The organism is Bacteroides faecis MAJ27, assembly GCF_900106755.1.
Classification (GTDB): Bacteria; Bacteroidota; Bacteroidia; order Bacteroidales; family Bacteroidaceae; genus Bacteroides; species Bacteroides faecis.
Genome location: NZ_FNNN01000007.1, coordinates 198,474 through 212,381, shown reverse-complemented (window position 1 = coordinate 212,381; position 13,908 = coordinate 198,474). Strand labels below are relative to the sequence as shown.

Sequence of the window (13,908 nt, the reverse complement as noted above, 5' to 3'; positions counted from 1 at the left end):
ATATGAAAGAACTCTTTTTTCATATTCTAAGATATTTACGTCCTATAATCAAAGAAATTTCACCCTACACCTAGGCTGAGCCTTCTTTGGTAGTCAGATATGTCCTTTTTTTCGTGTTTTTAGAGATTTTTCCCCTTTCCCTGCTTTTTCCGTTACCTAAGAAGTAACAGAAAAAAGAATGGTAAAAATAGAGGATTTATGAATTAAATTGGGGTAAGATCTCTATTTAGGAATACACATAGATAAAAAATGAAACAAATTGAAGCAATTTTGGGGGATATGCTATTTATTCCGTTAAAGGGTGTTGTATTAATTCTGATTCTAATCTTGACAACAAGCCAGATTCATGCACAATATGCTCTTGGGGCAACTGGGCAGATGATGATACCTACAGCCGAGATGCAGGAAACAGGAACCTTTATGGGAAGTGCAAACTTCCTTCCTGAAGAGGTTACACCCCATAAATTTAATTATCCTACCATGAACTATTCTGTTGATATGTCATTATTCTCTTTTGTAGAACTGACTTACCGTATGACATTACTCAAGATGCGAACGTATAATGGCAGAGTTGGTTATCATAATCAAGATCGCTCTAATACTATCCGTATCCGTCCATTGAAAGAAAGCCGTTATTTCCCTGCTGTGGTTATTGGTGCCGATGACCTTTTTACAGAAAAGGCGACTCAGTATTGGGGAGATTATTATGGTGTATTAACTAAGACATTCGGTTTCTGTAAAGGACATCAGTTGGCTGTTACGGCAGGCTGGTATTTTCATCAAGGCAATCAGCCTGCATTCAATAAAGGACCTTTTGGTGGTATCCGTTATACTCCCGCTTTTTGCCGTGAGTTAAAGCTTATGGCAGAATATGATACTCATGGCTGGAATCTTGGAGGAGCAATACGCCTTTGGAAACATTTGTCTATCCATGTGTTTACCCGCGAATTTACTTGTGTTTCTGCGGGCTTGCGTTATGAATGTACTTTAATACATTAAGAAGATGAAAAGAGTATTTAGTATATTATATATTATCTGTTGCTGCACATTGGAAAGTGTAAATGCACAGGCTGTACGGGTATCTGGAGTCTTGAAAGATTTGCAAATGGAAAATATCTCTGTAATACAGAAGCAGGATACGATTACGGCGGCATTTGAAACTTCCGTATATAGGGGATCTTATAATGGTATAGGTATCGCAATACGTCATTTGATAGCTGTTTCGGAGAATTCTACATTGCAGTTAGTTATATTGGATAATGCGCTGCCCCAACTTTGTATCACCTTACCTGCAAAACTGATCGAGGATTATCAATCGGGAAAGTGTGATTTGAATGAGGTGTATCGTACTATGCAGATGACTACTTCTACCCAAACTGCAATGGATGACTTGAAAGGGATAAAACGTGAGTCTACTACTTTGGGTAAGGTGGATTTAGTCGTTTATCCGGGGGTGATGTTGGTTAATAATGTTACTTACAAACTATATAAGGCTGCTTTTGAATTGCAACCGGCGGTAGAAATGCAACTTTGGAAGGGTGCTTCATTAAGGTTACAAGTTTGCTTGCCTGTCATTAACAATGAGCCGGGTAAATGGGATTGTATCCGACCGGGGTATTTGACATTGCGACAGGAATTTCGCTTGGATAATCATTGGAAAGGATACTTGACTGGTGGGAATTTCTCGGATGATCGTCAGGGGCTTGCTGCCGGTATCGGTTATTTCTCATCTGACGGTCGTTGGACAGTGGAAGGAGAAGGCGGTATAACCGGTTCCTCTCATTTATATGGCAGAGACTGGAGAATGAGTAAATGGAAGAGAGTCAATGGACAGTTTAGTGTGGGGTATTATATTCCACAAATGAATACACAGTTAAAGGTCAGTGGAGGCCGGTTTATATATGGGGATTATGGAGTATGCGGAACTCTTTCCCGCTATTTCGGTGAATATATTGTAGGGCTTTATGGTATGTACACAGATGGGGAAACAAATGCCGGATTTCATTTCTCGATTCCTTTGCCGGGCAAGAAGCGCAACCGTCATGCAGTACGTGTAATGCTTCCGGATCATTTTGCTTTTCAGTATGATATGCGTAGCGGGAATGAGTTTGCCCGCCGTGCTTTGGGAGTCAGCTATAGAACAGAACCGAAATCAGCCGAGAATAGCCGTTTCTGGCAACCGGATTATATTCGTTATTATTTGATTCGTACCAATGATAAGACAAAACTTAAATAAGAGTTGATATTAGTAATTTAAACAAAAAATGAACAATTATGAGAAATTTAAAATGGTTGTATGCATGCTCTTTGGCGATAGCCTTCGGTGTGCTGTCTTTCACTGCAGTTTCATGTCATGATGATGACGATGAACCCAAACAGGAACCGGGTGAAGAAATCGTAACTCCCGATCCGGTTGTTGAGTACTATATTATGGGTACTGTGACAGATGCTGGTAAAGGACTGTCTAATGTGGATGTGAAAATTGGTTCTGAAACAATTAAGACTGACAAGGATGGTAAGTTTTCTGTAACTGAGAAGAATACAGGCAAGTACTCAGTTGAAGTTGCCCCTAAAGGTTATCTTGCTCAGAATACATCTGTGGAAATTGCTGCTAATGCGGAGAACCGTAGTGTGGTAACAGTGGCTGTGGCTCTGACAAAGCAAAGTGAACCGGAAAATGTGAAGCAAGGTGAGGATGCTACTGTAAAAGATAATAGTGACTCTAATAAAGATATTCCGGACCCGACTACAACACCGGCAGATAAGGTTGTTGAAGATCTTCCTATTGCAACAGTAGAGGTAACTATTCCAAAAGATGCTCTTCCTGAAAGTGGAACGGGTATCAATGAAGACGGTTCTGCTGATATTAGTGTAACGACTTATGTTCCTGCTCCCGAAGAAGTAACAACAGAAGTAAAACCTGCAGAAGAGAATAAGGATGTGGAAAAGACCATTCCTTTAGCAGCTGCTCATTTTGAACCAAGTGGTTTGGAATTTGCAAATCCGGTCACCATTTCCATTCCTAATCCTATTCCTGACGTAACTTTTGCTGAATCAGATATGCAGCTTACTTATTTGAATACTAAAACAGGAAAATGGGATGTGCAAACAAGCAAGGTAAACTTGAAAGATGGTAACTATCAGGCAGCTATCACTCACTTTTCTTCTTATGCAGTAGAAAATAAAGTAACTAGTAAAGTTAGTTCTGAAACCGTTGTAAAGAGTGACATCTTGGGACAGGCAAGTCGTGATAATAGCGAGAATCCTAAAGCTGTGACTGGTATTGCATTGACTTATAAAGAGAAAGCTGGTTGGGAATGTAAAGATGCAGATATTACAAATACTGTAAAGAGCAAGCTGACGGGTGCTAGTGATGCAACAATCAATGCTATGGTAGCCTTCTTTAAAACTCGTCTGTACTCGTTAATGGGGTCAACATCTGGTGTGAAAACAACAGAACGTACCTATAATACTGTAAATGTAAATGGCTATACAACAATGAATTATACTTGCTATGCAAAGACTCGTACTACTACGTTGTCAGCTAAGGTGCTATATAAAGGAAGTCCTGTTACAATCTCAGTAACAGCAACACGCTATACCGGAACTGATCATCAGTATAAGACAGTTACTACTAATCCTACTCATAGTGGTGGTAAGGGTGGAAGTAACTAATAAATAATTCAGATCATAAAAATAACCCTTTTTTAATAAAACCCTTTTTTATAAACCCTGTTGGGTGATAATCATATGGGATATGAGGAGGAGGAAGTCACTGTGAAGTGGTTTTCTCCTTTTCGTTTTCATGTCTATGGATGTTTGAAGAGCGTTCTTTTTAGACAGAATTCTACTAATATAAGTTAATGTTTATAATTATGATTTGTTTCATGTAAATAAAGCCTATCTTTATCACCCAATACAACATAGGACAAATAAAATGTCATGAGCATAATTATTAAGAACCTTAATAAGATTTATCCCAACGGAAATCATGCTTTGAAAGATATCAATCTGGAGATTCCTGCAGGGATGTTTGGCTTATTAGGACCCAATGGCGCCGGCAAATCTACTTTGATGCGTATTCTAGTAGCCCTCATGGAACCAACTTCCGGGCAAGTAGAAATTTGCGGTTATGATTTGATGAAACAGCGGAAAGAAATACGCGGTATTCTGGGGTATCTCCCTCAGGACTTTCGTTTCTTTGCCAAATACAAAACGTATGAGTTTCTTGATTATGCGGCACGCTTATCCGGAATGACTCATAGCAGGCAGAGGAAACAGGCGGTAGATGAAATGCTCGAAAACGTTGGCTTGTTTGATGTTCGTGAACGATATGCCAATAAATTATCGGGAGGTATGAAGCGGCGGTTAGGAATCGCACAAGCGCTGATACATCATCCTAAAGTAATCATTGTTGATGAACCTACTACCGGACTTGACCCCGAGGAACGTATCCGTTTCCGCAACCTTCTTTCGGAGGTCAGCGAGAATGATGTGACTATTATTTTGTCTACTCACATTGTCGGTGATATTTCCAGTACCTGTAACAATATGGCGTTAATGAATAGGGGACAAGTTTCCTTCAACGGTTCTCCCCAGGATATGTTGAAATTAGCCGAAGGTAAGGTGTGGAGAATCAGGGCTGCCGGTGACCAGTTACATGAAATCGATAAAAAATATCCGGTAATCTCTACTATTCCATCGGGGACAATCTGGGAGGTACAAGTGGTTGCCGATAAAGTGGAGGGATACGAAGCGGAGCCATTTCCTCCTAATCTGGAACACGCCTATGTATATTACATGGAGAATCAATTAAACCTTTGGACAAACGACTAAACACGATATGCTGATATGACCTTTATATCTAATATACAATCGGTAGCAAAATATGAAAGCAAATTATTAATAAGAAGCTGGTTCTTCAGAGTATTCACGGTGCTCGCCGTAGCTATCATTACTTTTTTTAATTTCATGTTATTCGTATCGGAGGATAGCGGAGGTATTTGGATTGCAACAGCCATTCCATCCAATATTCCTTATCTAATCTTGTTATTGCTTAATACAGGACAGGCAGTTATAGCTATTTTTCTGGCCTCCGACTTTCTGAAAAGAGATAAAAAACTGGATACATCGGAAGTCTTTTATGTCCGTCCGTTGAGCAATGCTGAATATGTCATAGGTAAGATATGGGGAAACCTGCGTGTCTTTTTGCTGCTGAATCTTATTATTATGGCTATTACGGCAGCATTCAACCTGACATTGGGAGAAGTAGACTGGGTGGCTTATCTGCTTTATTTTTTCCTGATCAGTGTACCTACGTTGATTTTTATCATCGGATTGGCTATCTTTTTGATGCTGGTGCTTAAAAATCAGGCATTGACATTTGTATTGCTGCTGGGATATATCGGCTTGACGGTTTTCTATATTGAAGATAAGTTTTATTATCTTTTCGATTATATGGCCTATAGTCTTCCTTTGGTAAAGTCCAGTATTGTCGGCTTTTCCAACTGGGAAGTGATCTTGAATCATCGTGGCATTTACTTACTTGCCGGATTAGCGTTTGTCTTTTTCACTATTTCTCTGTTTCGGCGCCTTCCGAACTCATCGCGTAGTAATTATCCGTGGTTAGTTCTCTCTTTCTGTACTCTTATGTTAGCCTTCGTATGTGGTTACTGGCATATACATTCAATTTTGTATCAGAGTGATATACGGGCTACATATACGAAGATCAACAATCAATATGTTTCTACTCCGAAGATGTTCATTCATGAATATGATCTTTCAGTAGAACAGCATTCAGATGATTTTCTGTCGGAAGTAACAGTAAAAGGCGTGGCATTGGATTCATCTGCCGTATTCACTTTCTGTTTGAATCCGGGATTAACCGTGCATTCCGTCCGGTCGGGAGAACAACCGCTCAATTTTAAACGTGACAAGCAAATTGTGTTAGTGGATTTCGGAACAAACCTTGCCAAAGGAGATACGGTTTCTGTAACCTTCAGGTATGACGGGCAAATAGATAATTCATTCTGCTATCTGGATATTCCCCCCGAAGTATTGCAAGCCTCCAATAAGAAGTTTCTGTTTAACATAGACAAACAGTATAGTTTTCAGACAAAAGATTATCTGATGCTTACTCCTGAGACTTATTGGTATCCCCGTGCAGGAACAAGCTATAGTGACAAAAATCCTGATTGGCAACAAACTTATTTCAGTAATTATCGGTTGAAAGTCAAGCCTCTTCCGGGATTAGTGCCTATTTCCCAAGGTGAAGGAAAATGTGATGAGGAAGGAGTTTATTCGTTTAAAGGAGATTTTCCGTCTCAGACATTATCTTTATTAATAGGTGATTATCAGCAAAAAAGTGTCTATGCGGACAGTATTCTTTATAGTGTGTGGCACCTGAAGGATCACGACTATTTTACAGCGTCGTTCGATTCCATTCACGATACTATTCCCTGGCTTATACGTAATGTTAAAGATCAGTTGGCACGGCAATATAAACTGGATTATCCTTTTAAGCGATTCTCTATCATAGAAGTTCCGGTACAGTTTGCCAGCTATGAACGTGCCTGGTCTCAGGCCCAGGAAACGGTTCAGCCGGAAATGGTATTGTTCCCTGAAAAAGGAGCCATATTCTGGGAACTGGATGTAAAAAGGCAGGTTAAGAATCAGATCCGGTGGTCGGGAGAGAATGAGATCACTGTACAGGAAGCCCAGATGCGTACATTTAGTAATTTTGCCTGGATGTTTATGCGGACAGAAGGTGATTATAACTTTTCAACAGGTAGTAGGGGACGGGGAAATCTTTCGTCTGTGGCAAATCCTTATTTCCTTTTCCCGCAGATTTATAATTTCCGGTACAATATTTATTCCTCGGAATGGCCTGTAGCCAATCGTGCCATTGAGTTGTATCTGCAAAAGAAGTCAGAAAATGAAGGATGGGAGCGCCAGATAAATGGACTTAGTAATAACGAGAAGGCCAATCTTCTGCTGGAAAAACATACATTCAAGGAGTTGCTGGCTGATGTGGAACAGCGTAATCTGCAAAATAATATCGTAGGACTGGAGGCGAGCCGTATTTTCGCCCGATCAGAAATCAATATGGGGGTCGATGCTTTCAGAGATTCATTGTATGCGATGCTGAAGCGTAATACTTTTCTGAATATTAAGTTCGAAAATATGCTGGATACGCTAGGACAAATGAGCCGCACGGATATCTATTCCTCTTTGAAAGAATGGGAACAACTGACTCCTCTTCCTTTTTATTCGATCGGAGAGCCCGAGTTGACCAAAGTTGTCAATAAGGGGGGAGAAGAATTCTTTGTATTGAAAGTGCTGGTGAGCAATAACTCTGATTACGACGGAATAATACAGATGAATGTTCTTCAGAATGGCTGGTGGTACCAACCTCTGGAAGATCCCAGAGCCAGAAAAAAGGTTGAGATAGCTGCCCATACAACTAAAGAGTTTGTATCTGTCTGGGAAGAACAAATCCGTGAGGTAGAGGTCAACACGATGATTTCCGGAAATCTTCCTTATATGATCCGGCAATCCATAGGCAACGTAAAACAAGAACGAAATAAAATAGTCAAGGACAGTATCTATACACTACCGGAGTCGTCATTAGAAATGCCGGGAGAGATTATTGTGGATAATGAAGATTCTACTCTCTTTGTACTTTCTACTCCTCCTGTTGTAGGGCTTCTTCCTAAATGGCTGGATGAAGTAGAGGAAACTCCTTTTAAATATTCGGGTATATCCTGGTGGCGTGCGCCTTTACAATGGACGGCTACTACCAATGCTAAATATTATGGTAAATATATCCGTTCGGCTTATGTGATAAAGAGTGGAGACGGTAGTCAGACGGCTACATGGAAAATACCTGTGCCGGAAGCCGGTCAGTACGAACTCTATTATTATGTATTCAAGAACGATGAGCTGAGATGGAATGACCGCCTTCAAGGTGAATATCATTTTAGGGTGGCGTATGACAGTGAGGTAGAAGATGCCTATATCAACCTGAGAAAAGCCAATGAAGGTTGGGAACAGCTTGGTACTTATTATTTTAGTGCCGATACGGTTCGTGTCGTATTGACAGATGAATGTAAACTGCGGTCTGTGACGGCTGATGCAGTGAAAATAGTGAAACGATAATTATTAAAACAGCAAACTATATGCAAAGTGACTTACTACTATTTAAAAGAGTGCTGCTGACAATCGTAACTTTTACCGGGATTGCCCTGACATCGCAGGGGCAAATTCCCTTGACGATTGACAAGGCAATGGAGATTGCGCAGGAGAATAGTCCTTCTCTTCGCCGTTCCTATATGAATCTGGAGAGATATAAGCAGAATCTGCTGGCGCAGAAGGCTTCTTTAAAATCTCGATTTTCATTAAATTTGAATCCGGTGGACTATAACAAGAACAGGCGTTTTGATAATCGTTTGTCACAATGGTACACGAACGAAACATTCAACACCAGTGGAACTTTTCAGGTTGATCAGCCTATTTTATGGACAGACGGTACTATTTCTTTAATAAATCGTTTCGGATGGCAGGACAATAGTTCCATCATAGAAGGCGATAAGACCAGTAACCGTGCATTCAGCAATGACCTTTATCTGCAGTTGACTCAGCCTATTTTCACTTACAACAAGCGTAAAATGGAATTGAAGCAGATAGAGTATGATTATGAAAATGCCAATATTAGTTATGCTTTACAACAGCTGAATACGGAAAAAAGTATAACCGATCAGTTTTATTCGGTTTATATGGCACAAAGTAACCTGGAAATCAGTCGCGAAGAATTGGTCAATGCCCAGCAGAGTTATGATATTATAAAAAATAAAGTAGAAGCGGATTTGGCAGCTAAAGACGAACTCTTTCAGGCCGAACTGAATCTTGCTACGGCTCGTTCGTCTGTAGACGAAAGTCAGGTGAATCTGGAGAATGCGAAAGACAAACTCAAACAGACTCTCGGAATGAGGCTGGATGAAGATATTCTCGTATTTGCGGAAGTGGAGATTAAACCGATTCAGGTAAATCTGGACCAGGCCATATCGCATGGATTGGGTTCGCGTCTGGAACTTCGTCAACGTGAAATAGAGAGCAAGGAACTTGAGTTCGATATGATTAAGACAAAAGCGCTGAACGAGTTTAAAGGAGATGTATCTATCTCTTTCGGATTGATAGGAGATAATAGCCACCTGAATAAAGTTTATAATAATCCGACACAGAATCCGAGGGTTTCTATCAGCTTTGCTGTTCCTATTTTCGACTGGGGTGAAAAGAAAGCAAGGATTAAAGCACAAAAGATGGCCCAACGGATTAATGAACTCGAGTTTCAAGAGGATAAAGTGGATATCGAGCTGAATATTCGTCAGGTATGGCGTAACCTCGAAAACCTCCGGACTCAGATTAAAATCGCCGAGCAAAATGTACAGAATGCACAGTTGACCTATGATCTGAATCAGACTCGTTATCGGGAAGGTGACATAACCGGTATGGAAATGAGCCAGTTCCAGACTCAGCTTTCGAATAAGAAGATTACTTATACGCAGGCGTTGATTAATTACAGAATAGAATTACTTAATCTTAAAATCCTTTCATTGTATGATTTCGACAAGAATATCCCTCTTGTTCCTATGAAAGACATTATTGATAAAAAATAAGCAGACCATGAAACAGTATCAAATTTTTATTGCATCTTCTTTGTTAACAACCTTATTGTTAACTGGCTGTGGCAACAAACCACAAAACGCACCCAATAATATTGCAACTCCGGTATCTGTCGTGGAGCTGAAGAAAGGTTCTATCAGTAAATTAATAAATACAACAGGAACAGTGCAGCCGACTTACGGTGTATCTCAGAATGCGGAAATGAGCGGATTTTATAAACTTCAGACTAATCCGAGAACCGGAAAACCTTTCAAAATGGGAGACAAGGTAAGTAAGGGGGAACTGATAATCCGTCTGGAAGACAAGGAGTATGAAAACGGAATCGCTATTGACGCTAAAAAACTAAGTCTTGAAATTGCCGAACAGGAACAGTCAAAGCAGAAAGCTCTCTATGAAAAAGGTGGGGTGACGATGAGTGAAATGCGGAATACGGAAGTAAAAGTAACGAATGCCCGTTACGATTATGAAAACGCAAAACTTAATCTGGAGAAGATGAAAGTGAAAGCTCCGTTTGATGGTGTGATTGTTGATTTGCCTCACTATACGGCCGATACAAGAGTGGAACAGGGAAAGGCTATGGTGAGTCTGATGGCTTATGATAAAATGTATATGGATATCAATCTGCCGGAAAGCAGCATTCGTTATGTCAAGGAAGCGCAACCAGTATATATTACTCATTATACCATCCCCGGAGATACTTTAAAAGCGAGAGTCGGTGAGTTGTCTCCTGCAATCAGTACGGAGACACGTACTTTTAAAGGAAAGATTCTGATTGATAATGACCAACTGAAGTTGCGTCCGGGTATGTTCGCCAAAGCAGATATTATCGTTGACAGAGCTGATAGTTCTATCATTATACCTAAAGACGTAATCTTGTCCAATCGTCGCCGGAAATACGTATATATCGTCGAAAAGAATACGGCAAAGATACGCAATCTGCAAACAGGTCTGGAGGATGAATATAATATCGAAATTCTATCCGGACTTAATGTAAATGACAATTTGGTAGTGAAGGGTTTTGAAACACTGAAAGAAGACGCCAAAGTCAAAATCCAAAAGTAAATCATGGATGCGATATATGACCGCATCTTTTGAAAATAGGAAATACTTATGAAGAATATAATCAAATTTGCAGTAGGCAATCCGGTTACGATTTGTATGGTAGTATTTGCCCTCTTATTGCTGGGAAAAGTATCATACGATCAGTTGAGTGTGGATTTATTGCCCGATCTGAATAATCCCCGCCTGTTTATTGAATTAAAGGCGGGTGAACGCCCTCCCGAGGAGATCGAAAAGCAATTCGTTAAAAATATGGAGTCTATGGCGATCCGGCAGAGTGATGTTACTCAGGTCTCTTCTGTGATTAAAGCCGGGACGGCACGAATTACTGTAGAGTATACCTGGACAAAGGACATGGATGAGGCTTTTCTTGATTTGCAGAAAGCCATGAATCCGTTTGCCCAGAACAAGGATATCACTGAACTGAAGATTACGCAGCATGATGCGAACTTGTCTCCGGTAGTTTTGGTGGGAATGTCTCATCAGAGTATTACAGATATGGCGGAATTGAGGAAAATTGCTGAAAGCTATATCCGTAATGAGTTGATTCGTCTGGAAGGTGTGGCTGAAGTTACGCTTTCGGGAGAAGAAGTCAGCACTCTTACCATTCAGACTGATCCTTATAAACTGGATGCTTTTCAACTGAAAATAGAAGATATCGCTTCGCGCATCGAATCGAACAATCAAAGCATATCTGGGGGACGGGTCAGTGAACTGGGATTACAATATCTGGTGAAAAGTTCGAGCTTGTTTGCTTCAGAAGATGATTTTGAGAATCTGATTGTCGGATACAAAGCGATACAACAAGAGGAAGCATCTGGAAACAATGCTACGGGTACAGCAACCGCCAACAGTAATAAAGCTCCTGTTTTTTTGAAGGAAGTGGCTACTGTGCAGTTTTTGAACGCTCGTCCGGAGAACATTGTACGGATTAACGGGAAGCGTAGTATCGGACTGTCTATTTATAAGGAGATGCGTTTTAATACTGTAAAAGTGGTGGATGAGGTAACCCGCCAATTGGCAGTGATAGAGAATGCATTGCCCGGTTATCATTTTCAGGTGATTTCGAATCAGGGTACTTTTATAAAAAGTGCGATCGGAGAAGTAAAGAGCAGTGCTGTTTTGGGTGTTATCCTCGCTATTGTAGTCTTGTTTGTATTCCTTCGCCGGATGGGGACAACACTGATTGTCAGCCTTGCTATTCCAATCTCCATTGTAGCTACTTTCAATCTGATGTTCTTTAATGGGCTGACGCTGAATATTATGACATTAGGAGGACTGGCGCTCGGGGCGGGTATGCTGGTGGATAATGCGATTGTCGTCATAGAAAGTATCTTCCGAAATCAGGAAAAAGGATTGAGTATCAAAGAGGCTGCTATTAACGGGACAGCAGAAGTTGCCAATGCGGTAATTGCTTCTACTCTGACTACTATTGTCGTCTTCCTGCCGATTGTTTATCTTCACGGAGCTTCGGGCGAACTGTTTAAAGATCAGGCATGGACGGTAACTTTCTCACTGGTCTCTTCTTTGTTTGTGGCTATTCTGGTGATTCCGATGTTATATATCCAGCTTTCCGGCAAGAAGATTAAGCTGGAAGAAGTGAAGTCCATTCGTATTGCGGGATATAGCAGAGTGCTTCGCAGGCTGATTCAGCGACGTTGGCTGGTGGTCGGTATGGCAGTGTTGCTTCTTATCGTGACTGGGTTACTGACTCCGTTTATCGGAACTGAGTTTATGCCCCGTGCGGAAAGCAAGACGTTTACGGCTGTAGTCAAAATGCCCGAAGGTACACAGATGGAACGTACTTCCGCTGCTGTAGGCAATTTGGAAGAATTGTTATATACCATTGTTGGCAGTGATTCTTTATGTACGGTATACAGCCATATCGGAGAGGGAAGTGGTTCGGAAAATGCGATATTTGAAGGAGAAAATACAGCAATGATGAAAGTGATCCTTTCACCGGAATGTACACTTTCACCGGAAAAGGTGATTGCGTCTTTCGTGGAATCGGCCAAGAATCCTGACGGACTGGAACTGACGATTCAGCAGGATGAGAATTCTCTGAGTTCACTGTTAGGAAGCGAAGGGGCTCCTATTGTTGTGGAGGTCAAAGGAGAGGAGTTGGATGAGATTGCTCAGTTGACTGAAGAGGTGAAGGAACGGATGATTGGCGTAAATGGAATCTATGATGTTATTACTTCCGTGGAAGACGGTGCTCCGGAAGTTGTGATCTCGATTGACCGTACGATAGCCGGTATCAATAATCTGAGTGTGGCTATGGTAATCGAACAATTGAAGCAGCAATTAAGCGGTAAGGAAGTCGGTAAAATGGAATATCGCGGTGAGATGCGTGATATCGTCATAAAGGTGCCGGATATCCCGTTGAGTTCTCTTGGTGCTCTTGTCATCAAAAGTGGAACACAGGAATTTGTATTACAAGAGATTGCTACCATTACTCACGGACAAGCGCCCAAGGAGATTCTGCGCCGCAATCAAAGCCGTATCGGTAAGGTGATGGCTAATATGGATGCGAGTAAATCACTGGATAAAGTAGCAGCCGAAGTGCGTGAAACGGTGAAAGGTATTGAATTGCCTGCTAACTACAGTATCACAGTGACAGGAGAAGAAGAAAAACGACAAGAATCAATGAACAGTCTGTTGTTTGCTCTGATGCTTTCTGTTGTACTTGTCTATATGGTGATGGCTTCCCAGTTTGAATCCTTGCTGCATCCGTTTACGATCTTGCTGACTATTCCTCTGGCTGTAGTAGGTGCTATCTTACTTTTCTTCATTACTGGAACCACTATCAATATGATGGGAGTCATCGGTATTGTCATGCTGGGAGGTATTGCCGTCAATAACTCTATCATTCTGGTAGACCGTATCAATCAGCTTAGTCAGGCGGGAATGGAGTTGACTGATGCCATTGTAGAAGCAGGGCAACAGCGTATCCGTCCGATCATCATGACTACTTTGACTACGATTCTGGCCATGCTTCCGATGACATTCAGTTTTGGTGAAGGTGCTTCTTTACGTTCACCAATGGCTATAGCTGTGATCGGAGGATTGATAACTTCTACTCTGATGAGTTTGATGGTTATTCCTTGTGTCTATTATGTCTTGGAGAATATCAAAAGACGTATAAATCGCCGAACTAAAAACAGCTGA

At 41.0% G+C, this 13,908-nt stretch carries 8 protein-coding genes; all 8 read left to right on the top strand.

Annotated elements, in window-relative coordinates:
• The first annotated feature begins 249 nt into the window (after positions 1–249).
• The 8 genes from BLW31_RS08660 (at position 250) to BLW31_RS08625 (ending at position 13,908) form a co-directional block, all read left to right on the top strand.
• Positions 250–999: a YjbH domain-containing protein gene (locus tag BLW31_RS08660; RefSeq protein WP_010537563.1), complete on the top strand. Its 750-nt coding sequence runs from the start codon at positions 250–252 to the stop codon at positions 997–999.
• Between the two features lie 4 nt (positions 1,000–1,003).
• Positions 1,004–2,236: a YjbH domain-containing protein gene (locus BLW31_RS08655; RefSeq protein WP_010537564.1), complete on the top strand. Its 1,233-nt coding sequence runs from the start codon at positions 1,004–1,006 to the stop codon at positions 2,234–2,236.
• A gap of 38 nt (positions 2,237–2,274) precedes the next feature.
• Positions 2,275–3,675, top strand: coding sequence for a carboxypeptidase-like regulatory domain-containing protein (locus tag BLW31_RS08650; protein WP_010537565.1), 1,401 nt, complete (start codon positions 2,275–2,277; stop codon positions 3,673–3,675).
• A 267-nt stretch (positions 3,676–3,942) separates the two neighbouring features.
• Positions 3,943–4,836: an ABC transporter ATP-binding protein gene (locus tag BLW31_RS08645; RefSeq protein ID WP_010537566.1), complete on the top strand. Its 894-nt coding sequence runs from the start codon at positions 3,943–3,945 to the stop codon at positions 4,834–4,836.
• A gap of 15 nt (positions 4,837–4,851) precedes the next feature.
• Positions 4,852–8,157, top strand: a complete 3,306-nt coding sequence (locus BLW31_RS08640; RefSeq protein ID WP_010537567.1) for a golvesin C-terminal-like domain-containing protein — start codon at positions 4,852–4,854, stop codon at positions 8,155–8,157.
• Positions 8,158–8,177: 20 nt separating this feature from the next.
• A complete protein-coding gene (locus tag BLW31_RS08635; protein WP_010537568.1) occupies positions 8,178–9,674 on the top strand; it encodes a TolC family protein in 1,497 nt (498 codons plus the stop codon).
• A gap of 7 nt (positions 9,675–9,681) precedes the next feature.
• Complete coding sequence (locus BLW31_RS08630; protein ID WP_010537569.1) at positions 9,682–10,743, top strand: efflux RND transporter periplasmic adaptor subunit; 1,062 nt, start codon at positions 9,682–9,684, stop codon at positions 10,741–10,743.
• 48 nt (positions 10,744–10,791) lie between these two features.
• The gene (locus BLW31_RS08625; protein ID WP_010537570.1) at positions 10,792–13,908 is read left to right on the top strand and encodes an efflux RND transporter permease subunit; all 3,117 of its coding nucleotides are present in this window, start codon (positions 10,792–10,794) and stop codon (positions 13,906–13,908) included.